This is a genomic window from Rhizobiales bacterium NRL2, from assembly GCA_001664005.1.
Classification (GTDB): domain Bacteria; phylum Pseudomonadota; class Alphaproteobacteria; order Minwuiales; family Minwuiaceae; genus Minwuia.
Genome location: CP016093.1, coordinates 799,943 through 814,691, shown reverse-complemented (window position 1 = coordinate 814,691; position 14,749 = coordinate 799,943). Strand labels below are relative to the sequence as shown.

The following is a 14,749-nucleotide window of genomic DNA, read 5'->3' as shown; positions in this document are numbered from 1 at the left end:
ATCAAATAGATGCTCGTTACTCATATTTTTATACTTATAATCTAGTCCAAATATCCGTTTTTCAAGCCGCCGTATAAACCTCCGGGACCTCATTGGAATAATTTTTTTGGCAAAGTTCTTTATCATCTGTCTTTCTCCTCCATCAAAGTACTCAACGGCTTCCTCGTAGACTTTTTATTTTTGCAACTCCTTTCCCTATGATTTCAGATGCGTCACGAATTTGTTTTTTTTTACAAGACTAACTAGAATCAAGCCATTCCAGACTTGCAAGTATTTGGATCGTAAGTAATCTCATTTTTGCCTTATATGAACGGGCAATGAAAAATTACGTTAGGACCGCAACGAAAGATTGGGTTTCTTGCCTGATAGCTCTCTCTGATTGGAAATGTTGCGGCCAAGTTGTTCCTGTCGCTTCGATCTTCGATCGCATCGTCCGCGGGTCACGCACTTCTCTCCGCGATCGACGCCGGGTCGCCGCATGGTGGGGTAGGGGGAGCCAGACGTCTCAATTTGTTTGGCAACCCTCGCAGGCAAAAGGACGCCTCGAAAAACCTCGCTCTCCTCGGGTAATTTTTTACTTCGGTGATGGCGACGAGTGAGGTTGCGATGGCGGGACAGCCGGGGTTTTTCGATCTTGATAAACGTTATGCGGCGTTGTCGGCGGCAGGGGATCCGCGCCTTCGGCTCGGCGAGTTGGTGGACTTCGAGGTTTTCCGCGCGTCGACGCTTCGTGCACTGCGGCGCTCGGATCGGGCTAGGGGCGGCCGTCCTCCCTACGGTTCGATGCTGATGTTCAAGATCCTGGTTCTCCAAGCGCTCTACAACCTGTCGGACGACCAGACAGAGTTTCAGGTCCGCGACCGGCTATTGTTCCTGCGCTTCCTCTGCCTGGAGCTGCACGACCGGATTCCCGACGCCAGGGCGATCTGGCTGATCCGTGAGCTTCTGGTCCGCGCCAGGGCGGTGGAGTCCTTGTTCGACCGATTCGATGCTCACCTGCGCGACCATGGCTACCTGGCGATGTCGGGCCAGATCGTGGACGCCTCTATCGTCTCAGCGCCAAAGCAGCGCAATACCGACGAGAAGAAGGACGCGCTCAAGGATAGGCGCGTACCCGAGGGCTGGAAGGACAACCCCGCCAGGCTCGCCCAGAAGGACCGCGACGCCCGCTGGAAAAAGAAGCGCGGAAAGGTGCGCTGCCTGGAGGACGGGCGGCCCAGGGTCCCGGAGGTTCTGGTGCCCGCGTTCGGCTACAAGCGGCGCATTGCTTGCCTACGTCAGACTCTAATGATAGTCAAATCTTTGAAAAATCCTGGGTTGTCCGACACGGTCCTACCTATTGTGGTCTCGCTGGTCAGAACAAAAACGCGCACACCGAGCGCATAAAGTTCAACCGCGGTTTCCTGTTTGCTGCTAAGCTCAGCGAACTCCCAGCGAATTTCACGTTTGTCGAGATGCTTGCAGAATTCCTTGAGTTTTTCTTGATACATTCCGAACAAGGGGTGGGGCCTCAAAAGGATGGTACAATTCGTGTGATTTAATGACACCATTTTTTCGACTATTCTTGAAACGTTCTCCTCGCTTGAGACGGCATTAGGATGAATCATTATGCATACTGCATCATCGTAACGAGAGCATTTTTCCACGTCCTTCAGGATGTCCACAAACTCTACATCTTGAACTGGCGTATCAATCTTCAAATGGCTTAGGATCACTCCACCTTTAAAACGTCTATCTATTACCTGATACTCGTATTGTTCAAAGTCCCTACTCCATCGCTTAAAAAACGTCCACTTGTGTAGATCAGAAAGCGCTTTGAGCATGGCCGTGCGCAAGCCGCCCGGTAGAAGCATCGCGACGTAGAAAAGCTTCACCATGACTGGGGTGATTGGATTCAATTTTTTTTTATAATGCGCCTCCAAATATCTTGTCATTAGGTGTCCTTCATCAAGATAGGACACCCTCTTGATCCGCCGATGGGCCATGCAGGCAAGGAATAAAGAATTGATAGCGTTCGGAAGAAACACTTCTGTATCTTTACCTCCGATCACGTCGTCAAGCTGAGCAATGAACTTTACGTCGTTCAAAATCGGATTGCTGAATGAAATATCGCCGGGCATGCCACGGTGCCCCACTATCAACCGCCTCTTCTTGAAATGGCTCGACGCAGCAAAGCTAGCATACTGAATAGGCGAGCCCACAAATGCGATGATGGGCAAAGACGCTACATTTCTACAGGTATCGGCCACGCTTCCCTCTCCGTATTTTCGACACCAGCGCCATAGAAGACGCTGAGTTCAGCTGATGGCGGGGCCGGTCTGTCGCACGTATATGCGTCGGGTCATTAGTCCGGAAAAGCATTACGAGTCTCTTTCATAAGCATAGCTAAACAATGCCTCGCGTGCCGCTCGAAGTTCAACCATATGCAACAATGAAACACATAGTCGCCGTTCGCGCCTATCTTTCTATCACCGTTTCGGATACAGGTGTGCCGGCGTGCACATCTTCGCGTACGCGCCTGCCCAGAATTGAAGGCAGGTGCTTTGGTGCCAGCCCGAACCCGGGGCGTACACTTCTTACGCAATCCGCGGTGATCACCTGACCAGCCTTAATGTCCCTGACGAAGTATAACGAGCGGCGGTACTTTGCATTCCCGATTTCGCTTGATTTCCGCCCATAATCGACCCTTCCGACCGCTTCCCACGCAACACGCGCACCCCTGCAAAGCTCGGCAAACTCAGCTGGTTCCAGCGAGAAACTGTCATCGGGACCTCCGCCGGAACGATCTAGCGTCATGTGTTTCTCGATCATGCACGCCCCCAGAGCCACACTTGCGATCGCCGTGGTGTTGTCCAGAGTGTGGTCTGAGAGACCCACCGGCACGCCGAACCGTGCCGCCATGTCTGCAAGCGTGACCAAATTGTAATCGGATGCCGGGGCCGGGTAGCCCGAAACGCAATGCAACAACGCTAGGTCCGTGCAACCGCCATCGCGTGCCGCCTCGACTGCCTCGGTGGTCTCTTTTAGATCAGCTATGCCGGTCGAAATGATCATTGGCATGCCGGTTGCGGCGACATAGCGGATGAGCGGTAGATCGATAGCTTCGAAACTGGCGATCTTATATGCTGGCGCGCCCAGACTCTGTAGTAAATTTACGGCGGTTGCGTCGAAGGGCGAGGAAAACATCGTGATTCCGCGTTTGGCAGCATGGGCGAACAGCGTTTTGTGCCATTCCCAGGGCGTATGCGCCCATTCATACAGTTCGTATAGCGTCCGCCCGGCCCAGAGACCCTCGGTGATCTGGAAATCTGGGCCGTCTGACTTCAGCGTGATAGTATCGGGGCGATAGGTCTGGATCTTAACCGCATTTGCGCCCGCCGCCTGTGCAGCGTCGATTATGCGCAATGCTTGTTCGAGATCCCCATTGTGATTCGCAGACAATTCGGCAACCACATAGGGGGGATGGTCGGGACCTATGGCGCGCCCAGCGATGCTGATCTCAGACATGTTCCGCATTCTCCTGCAAATAGTTTCGAGCTGCATCGGGCCCGAGGTTCGCGATTACGTCCACGGTTGCTAAATAGGGGATGAAATTTCTACAATTAATTTGTGGATAAGGTCCGGGCAAGAATCGGTGAAAATGCATGGGGATTTCACCCAACCGGTCCGTGAATCCGTCTTCCTCGAGATACTGACGGGAACCTTCGGGCGAGATATAGCTAGTGGCGCCGATGGTCTGACAAATCGCTATTAGGTGACGGGACCTATTGCCCACGCATTTGAGATTCGACGCGCGTAAAAATTTCGTAGAAAGGCCAAGTATCTCCGATATACCGGTAATGATGTCAATGTTGATGTCAGCGAGCCTTACTTGGAGATGGTCGTTGAGAATAACATCGATCGGCTTCAGTACTAGCTTCCCAAAACTCGTGGCACCATAGGCTTGACGCAGGGTTTTCTGATGCTTCTTTCGCCAGCGCGTCGAATCATCGACACAAGCGTCCTTTATTTTTGTCTGAAGACCGGTTTTTCGGACCGGTACCGACAACATTTGTTCATGCCCATCAAGGCATATTCGGTTCCTTGTCTGCCACGACTGGCGCTCGACTTGGACATCGTCAAGAAACACTAAGCAATCAACGCTATCAATGAGCGAGAAATAACCGGCCCATGGCAGATATGTCGGCTGCATGATGGCGGTTTTCATAGGCTTGTCCTCATCAGGCAAACTTCTGCGTCCACCCCAAACCCGAAGGATCCGGCCGGACCGATTTCAGCCACAACGAACCCTTCCTGCCTGTAAAGGCGGTTTGCCGCCGCGTTGTCGGTCCGGACATGCAGAATCAGTTCCGAAAGCTGCATGGAGCGTGCCTTTTGTTTTAGGCCTGCCATGGCAAGCCTGCCGATACCCTGCCCCCGCACCGAGTGATCGCCAAGATAGATCCAGACTTCGCCACGGCCGCTTTCCTTAATGTTCTTAATCCCGCAATTGCCTACATGGGCCCTGTCGGCATCTATCGAGAAGAACCGGTCTTTCGATTTCTGCTCCAATACCAATCGCCAGTAGCGCATGTGAACTCTGATTTCGGGCGCATCCAGCATCATAAAGTCGTCGCGCAGAGCCCTATTGCACAGCCAGCGATACGTCCGCCGCACGTCGAGCGGGCAAGGCCGTCTCAGTTGAACCTGCACAGCCGTTCCACGACGTTTGGCGTGCCGTATTCGACGCCGGCATCCAACGACAGCTTTCTGAATGCGCCGGTCGCGATTAGGTCAATCAGTTCGGTGGACCTCTGGAAATACGCCACCAAATTCCTGCGTTCAAGAAACCTCAGATAGTCCTCCTGGTTCTCGGCTATCGAAGTGACAAAGCTAGGCAGTTGGAGGAACAGCCGCTCCCATGTGGTGCCCCCGCCAGCACTAATGCATAGGTCAGCCGCCGCCATGCGTGCGGCCATGTCGGTCACATCGACCGCCACTTCCGTTGGCCAGGGCATGTCTTGCGCCAGCAGCCGCACTCGCTGCAGTGCCGGCGCCGCCGAACCCATGACGACGCTGATGCGCAGATCCTCGGGCAGCGGCGCCTCTCGCAGCGCGCGCAGCACGAAGGATGTTGCATCAGTCCTGTCGACCCCACCCATTGTGATGAGCAGTTGACGCAACGCCTGCTCAGCTCGCCTAGCAAGGGCATGTGGCCGTGCCACGACGAATTCGGGCCGTAGCAGCACATATCGCGGTCCGACAAGGCAAATGCAGTGATCCGGCACTAAACCGTTATAATCGCCCAATTCACGACCGAGATTCTGATCGAGAAGCAAATCGCATTCATGCGGCCGGTCAGCCAGATCGTCGATCACCATCAGCCTCGTGCCCGCCGGCCGCGCCGCCCGCTGCCAGCGCCTGTCAAAGGCGTAATGGTCCATTACTAGCCAATCTGGCGTGTCATCCGCCAGCGCCAACCGCGTTTGCGCGGCATCCTCGTCCCAACTCACGCCGGCCCAAGGCGCGTGGTTCGGCGGGCCGGCCGGTGGCTCGTTTGACGGTTCAGGTAACAGCGTAACATCAAACCCCTCGTCAACTAAACGCTGCGCAAGGTTCCTAGGCAGCGCTCGCGTGACGAAGCGGCACCGGGCACCACGTTCCTTTAAAGAGTGTGCAAGGGTCAAACAGCGCAAGACATGCCCGCTGCCGATCTCAATTGAAGCATCGGTGCGAAAGACTATGCTTTGGGGTATCACCATGCGGTCCAGCCTCCATCGACCGGTACCACCGCTCCGGTTACAAATGATGCGGCAGGTGAGGCTAGAAAGACGACTGGCCCCCCAATCTCTTGAGGCTGACCTATTCGTCCCAAGGGGACGCGCATGACTAAGCGCGCTACCATCTCAGGCAGGTCACGTTGAGCTACTGGCCCAGGAAACGGACCTGGTACTATGGCATTGCATCGTATCCCCTCGCTCGCATATTGACAGGCTACATAACGAGTGAGTTGGATCAGCGCTGCTTTGGCCGCGCCGTAGAATGGAGGGTTACTAGCCTCTACACTATCATAATTTCGGAGATCCGGACTAACCAGCCCATACATTGACGCGATATTGACGATCGCGGCATCGCCCTGCTGCCTGCGGGCTGCGCGGAGAGCGGGCAACAGGGCCGTGATCAGCCGGTGCGCCGCGATCACGACGATATCATAAGAATTGACGTAGTCGGAGTCAGTCGAGGTGTCAATAGTACCACCGCGACCACTTGAAGCATTGTTTACAAGTATGTCCAGAGGAGTATCAATGCCACGGTTCGCTATGAATGCAGCGATAGCCTCAGGATCTTGTACATTGAAGACTGCCGCTTCGGCCGAATACCCCTGCGATGTTAGGCGGTTAACAAAAGTCTCACAGGGCGAAGACCTGCGCGCATTGACGATCACATGCGCGCCAGATTCAGCTAGAGCTTGACACATGGCCTGCCCCAAATGGCCCGTCGCGCCAGTCACTAGGGCAACGCGTCCGGTTAGTGTACTCATGTCGCGGGTCTTTGCTTGGCAGCCCATCGAGCGGGATCGAGGCTTCTTGTATCAAGAAACGGACGAGTCAAGCTTAAGGCATCTATTTCCTGACGTTTAAGGGCTGGCTGATTGAACAGCTCCACCGTATTCTTGAGCTGCGCGAGACTGTCGCAGCCCACGACCACGCCATCTGCCCAGTCAAGCCCCCGTGCCCAGGCAAGGCAAAGGTCGACGACGCCTGTGCGCCCCAGTATGGCCGCTTGCCGCGAAAGCCAGTCGGACACCGGATGTGGATCATCAACATGCGCGCGAGCCCAGAGCGCTGGGTCGACGGTGCTCAGCAGCCCTTGCAGCAGGGCACTGCGCACGTGAACCACCAACTTGCGCCGGCTGCGGGCAGCGCGAAGGCTATCGGCTATCATATCCCAGCGATGGTCAAGAATGTTGCAGGGCAGTTGCACATGCCCAATCTCGTTGCGGCTCAACGCCATTTCCAGTTCTTCCGGTGACTGGACGGAAATGCCGATTGTGCCGATCTGTCCGGCGTCCTGCCATTGCCGCAGGCTGTCGAATGCCGCCCCGTTCCACTGGTGAAGATGCCCCGCGCGGTGCAGAAGGACGCAATCAAGATTGTCCGTGTCCAGCGCGAGGCAAGAGCGCAGCAGGCTGTTCTCTGCCAGCGCGCGTACGAATTTAGGGTCGGCTTCCCGCGGGACGTCGGCAAGCGCCGACAGTTTCGTGACGATGCGCATCCGCCCGTCCCATCCACTGCGGCGCAGCCTGCCGATCAGGGCCTCACTCCTGCCGTAGCCGCGCGCCGTATCAATCCAATCCACCCCTTCGGTGATGGCGCGGCGCATCATGGCAAGGCTTTCGGCGTCATCCGGTGTGTTGCGGCTAGCGATCCCGTAGGCCATGCCAAGCTGAGCAGTTCCCAGCACCATGTCGCCCACTGCGCGACGGCTGCGCGGCGACGTTCCAGCGCGGCGCAGTGCCATCACCCAGCGGCGCCAAGGCAGTTGCGTCAGATCAACCCCACTCGGTGTTGCATGGTAGAGCGCGTCGAAATCGTCCAGGCAATCAATCGTGGCGCGGAGGTTCGCACAGCCAAGGTCTGCGTGCTCGGTGAAGGCATTCGTCCCGAATGTCTGACGGATGAATGGCGTAACATGCTCCTGCTCATATGCTGTGCGCGCCTGTTGCGCGGCACGGCGCAGATGCCCGGCCCGCATGACCTCGACCGCGCAGCCATAGGGGAGGCCCGAGGCGGCTTGGCCGCTTGTGATATAGTCGAGCCCGCGTGCCTCGAACTGCGCAACGACCTCAGCGATCAGGCCGCCATCCGGCAACAGGTTGTCTGCGGTCAAGCGCACGACCGGCGCGTTGTCTGGCTCGGAGCTGATGGCCAGCACGAAGCGCGCTAGGACATTGTCCAGCGGACCGCGCACCAAGTTGACTCCGTGATGCCGCGCCAGTGCCGAGAGCGCATCGTCAGAGGGCTGGTCCGATGTGGCCAGGGTGACGCGCGCGCCCCGGTTCGCCGCGCGGCGGGCCACCAGGATGGCAAGCGGCATGCCGCGAAAATCAAGCAGCGCCTTGCCGGGCAGGCGCTGCGATCCGGTGCGCGCCTGCACGATGACAAGGGGCGGCTCAGCCAAGGGTATCGGTCAACGCTGACACCACGCGCGCTTGCTCGTCCTCGCTCAGCCCCGCGTACAACGGAATTGAGATGGCGCGGGCATAGTAGGCCTCGGCGGCCAGAAAATCGCCGGGGCCAAAGCCAAGGCCACGGTAATAGGGCTGCAGATGCACGGGGATGTAATGCAGGTTCACGCCGATCCCACGGGCACGTAGCCCCTCGAATACGGCCCGGTGGCGCTCGGAGTCCACGCGGATCACGTAGAGATGGAAGGCCGAGAGCACGCCATCCGCCCGGCCGGGGCGCGTCAGCGGCAGCTCTGCTAGAAGAGCGTCGTAGCGCTCGGCCAGCGCGTTGCGGCGCGCGACATAGTCATGCAGCCGTTCCATCTGTGTGCGGCCAAGCGCGGCCTGGATATCCGTCATCCTGTAGTTCCAGCCAAGCTCGACCTGCTGGTAATACCACGGGCCATCCGGCGTGTGCGTCATCTCCTCCGGGTCGCGGGTGATGCCGTGGCTGCGCAACCGCGCCATCCGCTTGGAGAGCTTCGTGTCCTGCGTCACGGCAGCGCCGCCCTCGCCAGAGGTGACGATCTTGACTGGGTGGAAACTGAACACCGCGATGTCGCTGTGGGGGCAGGACCCCACCGGGGCGTCGCCGTAACGCCCACCGATGGCGTGCGAAGCGTCCTCGATCACGCCTACGCCATAGCGCCGCGCCAGTGCGCCGATCCGCGCCATGTCGCAGGATTGCCCGGCAAGATGCACCGGTACCAGGATCTTCGGCAGTCGCCCGGCGCGGTCCGCTGCGGCAAGCTTCTCTTCCAGCCGGTCGGGGCACATGTTGCCCGTCGCCGGCTCGATATCCACGAAGTCCACCTCGGCGCCGCAATAGCGCGCACAATTGGCCGAGGCGACAAAAGTGATCGGCGATGTCCATAGGAGGTCCCCAGGCCCGAGATCCAGCGCTGCACAAGCGACATGCAGCGCCGAGGTGGCGCTGTTCATCGCCACCGCATGCGCCGCACCCGCGGCCTCGGCCACGGCCGCCTCGAATACCGGCACTGCCGGGCCCTGCGTCAGGAAGTCGGACCGTAGGACCTCGACCACGGCGTCAATATCATCCTGCCTGATATCCTGGCGACCGTAGGGGATCATCAGATCGCTCCGATCCTGTCCCGGTTCGCGTCGATCCAGGCACGGAGCGCTTCCTCGCTCATCCATCGGGGATTGTTGTCACTGGCATAGGTGAAATCTTCCGCCACCTTCTGCCCTTCCTTGATCCGGAACGGATCCGCCGACCAATTATGGATAGCCGGGAGAATCTTGAAATGCTCAGCGTACTCGTAGGTGTAAAGCGCGTCCTCTAGCCCCACCATTTGTTCATGCAATTTCTCGCCGGGGCGGATACCGACCACCTCGTGGCGAGCATCGGGAGCGATAGCCCGGGCAATATCAACCACTTTCATGGACGGGATCTTTTTCACGTAGATTTCGCCGCCGACCATGTCGTCAAAGGCGTGGAGGACAAGCTCAACCCCGTCCTCCAGCGAGATCATGAAACGGGTCATGCGAGTATCGGTGATCGGCAGCACGCCCTTGTCACGGATCGACATGAAAAACGGAATGACCGAACCACGCGAGCCCATCACGTTGCCGTAGCGAACGACGGCGAAGCGCGTATCGTGCTCGCCGGCATAGGAGTTGCCGGCGACGAATAGCTTGTCGGACGCAAGCTTCGACGCGCCGTAGAGGTTGACCGGACTCGACGCCTTGTCTGTCGACAGTGCAACCACACGCTTCACGCCCCTGTCGATAGAGGCGTCGATAAGGTTCATCGCCCCATTCACGTTGGTCTTGATGCACTCAAAAGGGTTGTACTCGGCAGTAGGCACGATCTTGGCTGCCGCGGCATGCACAACGTAGTCTACCCCGACCAGCGCGCGATAAAGCCGCTCGCGATCACGGACATCGCCAATGAAAAAGCGCAGCCGGGGATCCTCTCCAAATTTTTTCGCCATGTCCCACTGCTTCATCTCGTCTCGCGAGAAAATAATCAGCTTTTTCGGATTAACGCGCCCAAGTATTGCAGGAATGAATGCGTGTCCGAAAGAACCTGTACCGCCAGTTATAAGTATTGATGCGTTTTCAAGCATACTTGCTTGCCAATGACGCAAATTTCAACTCATATTTCATAGACTTGTTGTTTTTGACTTGCATTTTATTGATCAATTTCTTTTTCATGATGTTTTTTCAATAGCAATACTCCGAAAATACGAGTTGTTATCCATCAATTCGTCCCAACCGCCGATACCAACCAACCGTCCCTTTTCGAGAACCGCAATCCTGTCACAGACCTTCACTGTAGTGAGCCGATGCGCAATCATGATAATCGTCTTGTCCCCGGGCAACGCATCGATCGACGCCATGAGCTCGCGCTCGGTCAGGTTGTCGAGTGCACTTGTCGCCTCATCGAAGACGATAAGATCGGCGTCGTGGTAGAGGGCGCGTGCAATCCCGATTCGTTGTCGCTGCCCACCCGAGAGCCGCACGCCGCGCTCGCCCACGATCGAGTCATAGCCTTGGGGCAACTCAGCCATGATGAACTGATCGATCTGAGCGATCTGCGCCGCACGGCGCAGGCATTGATAGTCAATCTCGTCGGGGGCGATACCCATTGCGATGTTTTCCGCCACGCTAGCGTCTGTCAGATAGATATTCTGCGGCACGTAGCCGACCGTCTGTTGCCAGGCGCGGAGATTATCCGAGGTGACCTCCACACAGTCTGAGACGAGACGCCCCTCACGCGGGCGCAAGAGCCCGAGGACAAGATCGGCGAGCGTGGTCTTTCCAGCGCCTGTCGTGCCGACGATACCGATCCTTTCACCAGCGTGGATCGAGAACGAGACCTCTCTGATGCCTGCGTGATCGGCCGAAGGGTAGCTATAGCTGACTTGCTCCAACCGGAACTCGCGCCTGAGGCGCAGCGGCGCCGGCAGTAGGCGCGGGAGCGGATCGCCCGACGCCTTTCCGACGAGGTCACGATAGACCCCGTCGACAGCGGCGGCGCCTGCGTTCAGCTGCGTCAATCCTGCATAAAGTCGTGAGAGTTCCGGCAGGAGACGCTGTCCCGCAAAGGCAAAAACACCCAACAGCGGTAGTATACCGCCGAGCGCCGCACCAGTGGCGAGGCCGGCAGGGTCCAGGAGAACAAGGCTGAGCAGAATGACGCCGCCAAACCCGACCACCTGCATGACGTATTGGGGCACCTGGGCCAACACCTGCACGGCCACCACGGCCCGGGCCATCCGCTGGGCAGGGGCGCGATAGCGCTCGACATAAGCGGCCTCGCGACCGAGAAGCTTGATCTCCTTCACCCCACCAAGCGCCTCATGAGCGAATCGAAACCGCTCCCGATTGGCGGCCGCGCGGACCCGGCCCTTGCGTGCTATCAGCCGGCGCGAGAGAAAGAACGTACCGCCGTAAAGGCTCCCGAGCACGGCAAATGCGATCAGGGCAACGACCGGGTTGACCCAGAGCAGGACGGCGACGACCGCGAGAACCGTGAGTAGCGCAGCGATAACCTCCCCCGCCGGACGAAAAAACTGAGTCACAGCCTCCTGGCTTTCTGAAAGGATTTGTGTGCTCATCTCTCCGGAGTGGTGGTCAAGGAAGTATTCATAGGGTTGTCGCAGATAAACACCGAGAAGTCGGTGGCTCAGCGTGTAGATCCGCATCAGCGCAAATCGCGCAACGGCCCAAGTGCGGATTATCTGCAGCAGATTGGACAGGACGATCACGACAAAAGATGCGAAACCGAGCGCCACAAGGAATTGATAGTCGCTCGTAAACCCACCGGCTTCATGCAACCAGGCAAGGGGCGGCACCGTGCGGATCCGCTCCGGTTCGGCGAGGACCGACAGGAACGGCATGATCGACCCCACCATCACCGCCGACGACAGTGCTGCCACAATGACAATCCCGAGCACGATCCAGGCATTCCGGCGCTCGCGCTCATCGAGCAACGTCCATGCCTTTTTCCAGGTTTCCAGGTCGATCAATTGACGCCCCCGACGCCGATGCATCCAGACCGCCGCAACCGCGATCGGCAGAGCAAGCGTCGCGACGGTGTCCATCGCTGCCTCCGCCCATGACACCGATCCCGTCCAACGCCACCAGTCGCCCGCGTCGAGCGCCTCGTTGAGGCCCTGGAAAAGGAGCACCGGCAGGAGCGCCCAGGCCGGTCCCCATCGGAAACGGCGCAAGGGCCAAGCCACGGCGAGGTAGACGACAAGCCCGAGAGGCAGATGGAACGCATCCGCGGGAATCCCGACGGTCTCCGTGATGCTCGTCTTGAATTCATACCAGGTCAGCACTCATGCCTGTCCGAGAATGCCGAGCGCGCCCTTGCCGTAGATGCCCCCATCGTGGTCGGAGGATCTTTCGGCGTTCTTTGGAATCGCAACCGCGTATGCACCACGACCGCGACGAGGTCTCTGGAATCCGCCGCAAACCCGCGCCCCCACTGCCAAATGCCCGATAACGTAACACCTCGGTGGCAAGTTGCAGTCCTGAAGGCCCGGCAGCGCTCATGCGTCCCGTGTGGGCTGCGGCGCCAGCTCGGCGTCCGGATCCATCTCTGCCCTGACAGTCTCGATCTCGGCCTTCAGCGCCTCGTATTCGGCCATCTTGCGCTTCAGGAAGCGCCGCGTCAGCCGGGCCTTCTCGAGCACGCCCTTGCGCGTCAGGATATAGGCGTAGCGGCGCTTGTCGGGCGCCGCGGAGAAATTGCCGAGCTTCACAAGCCCCTTGTCGAGCAGCGCCTTGAGACAGTAGTTCACACCGCCCAAGCTGACGCCCAGGGCATCGGACATCTCGCGCTGGCTCATCTCCGGATTGGCCTGTAAGAGTCTCAGAATACGGAAGTGCACATCTTCCTGGAGATCGTCCCGCCGGCCCGGTATCAGCTCTCTCCCGCGAGAGCGGCCGGAGACATCGCGCAGGCTACCGCACCGCGACTGGCTCTCGGCCGATCACGGTCTGGCTCGCGCAAAAATGGTCGATGACGCAACAGCATTCGTTCGAAGATGAACGATACGATTCGCCGTGAGCGAGCGCAAGCGCCGCGAACTTCTTTTTGGCACCCTGTGCCGGCCCCGCAGCATCAACCACCCGGCGCGCCAACGAAAGACCAGTGCAAGCGTAATCCGACGTACCAGCGCGATGCGTTCAAGATTGAACAATCGGCTTTTCCCGGGCCTCGGGAATCTGTATCAGATCCCTGTGAGCGTGAATCGAGGCATTCCATGACGGACACCGAAGAGGGGTCGCGCTGGTTCCTGGCGCAGCTGAAACCGAACGGCCACAAACTGGCCGAACGTAATCTGGACCGCCAGGGTTTCCGCTATTTCCTGCCCATGCAGGAAGAAACCCGGCGCCAGCGGGGGAAGTTCCTGACCCTGCTGCGGCCGCTGTTTCCGGGCTACATCTTCATCGCCTTCGATCCCGACCACGGGCTCTGGCGCAAGGTCAATTCGACCACCGGCGTCGCCCGCCTGGTCAGTTTCGGGCGGAGCCCGGCGCCGGTGCCTTCCGAGCTGGTCGATGGCCTGATGGCGCGCTGCGACAGAGAAGGCAAGTTCCAGCCCCCGAGCACGCTCGCGCCCGGGGACGCGGTGCGGATTGCCCGGGGCCCTTTCACGGACTTTGTCGCCACCGTCGAGAAACTGGCCCCCGACAACCGGGTCTTCGTCCTGCTCGATCTGATGGGGCGCAAGACGCGCATGACGGTGGCCGCGGACAAGCTCCGCCTCGCCTGATTTCAGCGGCCGGCGAGGCGATAGGCGATCAGGCCGACCCAGGCCTTGATCGCCGTGTTGAGCGTCTCGATATGGCCGGCCGGTTCCCATTCGAGCCCGTCGGCGAAGGCGCTCGTGCGATAGTCGACCGGATAGGCGACAAGCCCCTCCCAGCCGGCCGCCCGGAAACTCTCCATCGCCCGGGGCATATGGAAGGCGCTGGTGACCAGCACCCAGACCTCGCCCGCCGCCGGCTGCGCCAGCGCATGGCTCAGGCGCGCATTTTCCGCCGTGTTGCGCGAGCGGCTCTCCAGCAGCAGGCGATCCCGCGCCAGGCCCTGGGCGTGGAAGATCTCCTCTGCGACATCGGCTTCCGTTACCACGGCGCCGCCGGCCGTATCGCGGAGCCGGCCGCTGCCGCCGGCGAAAAGTATTCGCGCCCGGGGAAAACGCTGCGCCAGCGACAGAGCGGTGAGATACCGGTCGCCGCCCTCATTCACCTGCGCCTGGCCCCAGAAGCGGGAAGCGACAGCGTCCTCGCCGCCACCCAGGACGATGATGCCATCGACCCGGTCGAGCGGCGGCGCCGGTGCATAGGCGCTCTCGAGCGGCCGAAGCAGCAGATCACCGAGAGGCATGATCGAGAGAGCCAGCAGTACGGCGAACGTGCCGACCGCCAGAACCTTCGCCAACCGGCGCCATTCCATGAACAGTGCGATCACCAAAAGCGCCAGGGCCAGCACGACCCACGTGTCGACACGGATCAGCAGACCCACCAGCTTCGAGGCGATAAAGAAGACCGTATCCATTG

General features: G+C 59.1%; 11 protein-coding genes. 2 read left to right on the top strand and 9 right to left on the bottom strand.

Annotated features, from left to right (window positions below; all coding sequences use genetic code 11):
• Window positions 1-585: 585 nt before the first annotated feature.
• Window positions 586-1,386 (top strand): hypothetical protein, encoded by an 801-nt coding sequence (locus tag TEF_03805; GenBank protein ID ANK80010.1) that lies wholly within the window; start codon window positions 586-588, stop codon window positions 1,384-1,386.
• Window positions 1,387-2,457: 1,071 nt separating this feature from the next.
• On the opposite strand, the gene TEF_03800 is transcribed toward TEF_03805, so the two are convergent.
• From TEF_03800 to TEF_03765, 8 genes are all read right to left on the bottom strand, one after another.
• Window positions 2,458-3,507 carry a pseudaminic acid synthase gene (locus TEF_03800; GenBank protein ID ANK83260.1) on the bottom strand — a complete coding sequence of 350 codons (1,050 nt, stop codon included), beginning with the start codon at window positions 3,505-3,507 and terminating at the stop codon, window positions 2,458-2,460.
• Window positions 3,508-4,203: 696 nt separating this feature from the next.
• Window positions 4,204-4,605, bottom strand: a complete 402-nt coding sequence (locus TEF_03795; GenBank protein ANK80009.1) for a hypothetical protein — start codon at window positions 4,603-4,605, stop codon at window positions 4,204-4,206.
• A 71-nt stretch (window positions 4,606-4,676) separates the two neighbouring features.
• Entirely contained in the window at window positions 4,677-5,423 is a 747-nt protein-coding gene (locus TEF_03790) for a UDP-2,4-diacetamido-2,4,6-trideoxy-beta-L-altropyranose hydrolase (protein ID ANK80008.1), read from the bottom strand.
• Between the two features lie 1,093 nt (window positions 5,424-6,516).
• Window positions 6,517-8,160 carry a hypothetical protein gene (locus tag TEF_03785; GenBank protein ID ANK80007.1) on the bottom strand — a complete coding sequence of 548 codons (1,644 nt, stop codon included), beginning with the start codon at window positions 8,158-8,160 and terminating at the stop codon, window positions 6,517-6,519.
• On the bottom strand, window positions 8,153-9,298 hold the full coding sequence (locus TEF_03780) for a UDP-4-amino-4,6-dideoxy-N-acetyl-beta-L-altrosamine transaminase (GenBank protein ANK80006.1): 1,146 nt from the start codon (window positions 9,296-9,298) through the stop codon (window positions 8,153-8,155). Before TEF_03780 ends, TEF_03785 begins: the two co-directional genes overlap by 8 nt.
• Entirely contained in the window at window positions 9,298-10,296 is a 999-nt protein-coding gene (locus TEF_03775; GenBank protein ID ANK80005.1) for a UDP-N-acetylglucosamine 4,6-dehydratase (inverting), read from the bottom strand. The genes TEF_03780 and TEF_03775 overlap by 1 nt, the downstream gene beginning before the upstream one ends.
• 84 nt (window positions 10,297-10,380) lie before the next feature.
• Window positions 10,381-12,225, bottom strand: a complete 1,845-nt coding sequence (locus TEF_03770) for a hypothetical protein (GenBank protein ANK83259.1) — start codon at window positions 12,223-12,225, stop codon at window positions 10,381-10,383.
• A gap of 504 nt (window positions 12,226-12,729) precedes the next feature.
• The gene (locus TEF_03765; GenBank protein ID ANK80004.1) at window positions 12,730-13,104 is read right to left on the bottom strand and encodes a MarR family EPS-associated transcriptional regulator; all 375 of its coding nucleotides are present in this window, start codon (window positions 13,102-13,104) and stop codon (window positions 12,730-12,732) included.
• A 342-nt stretch (window positions 13,105-13,446) separates the two neighbouring features.
• Between TEF_03765 and TEF_03760 the strand changes: the two genes are divergently transcribed.
• Window positions 13,447-13,959 carry a transcriptional antiterminator gene (locus tag TEF_03760; protein ANK80003.1) on the top strand — a complete coding sequence of 171 codons (513 nt, stop codon included), beginning with the start codon at window positions 13,447-13,449 and terminating at the stop codon, window positions 13,957-13,959.
• 2 nt (window positions 13,960-13,961) lie between these two features.
• Here the strand turns inward: TEF_03760 and TEF_03755 are convergent, their stop codons facing one another.
• Window positions 13,962-14,747 carry a hypothetical protein gene (locus TEF_03755; GenBank protein ANK80002.1) on the bottom strand — a complete coding sequence of 262 codons (786 nt, stop codon included), beginning with the start codon at window positions 14,745-14,747 and terminating at the stop codon, window positions 13,962-13,964.
• Window positions 14,748-14,749 lie beyond the last annotated feature (2 nt).

What these genes read in the sequence shown, in the direction of transcription:
- TEF_03805 (ANK80010.1), top strand. Translation starts at nt 586, where the DNA reads ATGGCGACGAGTGAGGTTGCGATGGCGGGACAGCCGGGGTTTTTCGAT.
- TEF_03800 (ANK83260.1), bottom strand. Translation starts at nt 3,507, where the DNA reads ATGTCTGAGATCAGCATCGCTGGGCGCGCCATAGGTCCCGACCATCCC.
- TEF_03795 (ANK80009.1), bottom strand. Translation starts at nt 4,605, where the DNA reads ATGATGCTGGATGCGCCCGAAATCAGAGTTCACATGCGCTACTGGCGA.
- TEF_03790 (ANK80008.1), bottom strand. Translation starts at nt 5,423, where the DNA reads ATGGACCATTACGCCTTTGACAGGCGCTGGCAGCGGGCGGCGCGGCCG.
- TEF_03780 (ANK80006.1), bottom strand. Translation starts at nt 9,298, where the DNA reads ATGATCCCCTACGGTCGCCAGGATATCAGGCAGGATGATATTGACGCC.
- TEF_03775 (ANK80005.1), bottom strand. Translation starts at nt 10,296, where the DNA reads ATGCTTGAAAACGCATCAATACTTATAACTGGCGGTACAGGTTCTTTC.
- TEF_03770 (ANK83259.1), bottom strand. Translation starts at nt 12,225, where the DNA reads ATGCATCGGCGTCGGGGGCGTCAATTGATCGACCTGGAAACCTGGAAA.
- TEF_03760 (ANK80003.1), top strand. Translation starts at nt 13,447, where the DNA reads ATGACGGACACCGAAGAGGGGTCGCGCTGGTTCCTGGCGCAGCTGAAA.
- TEF_03755 (ANK80002.1), bottom strand. Translation starts at nt 14,747, where the DNA reads ATGGATACGGTCTTCTTTATCGCCTCGAAGCTGGTGGGTCTGCTGATC.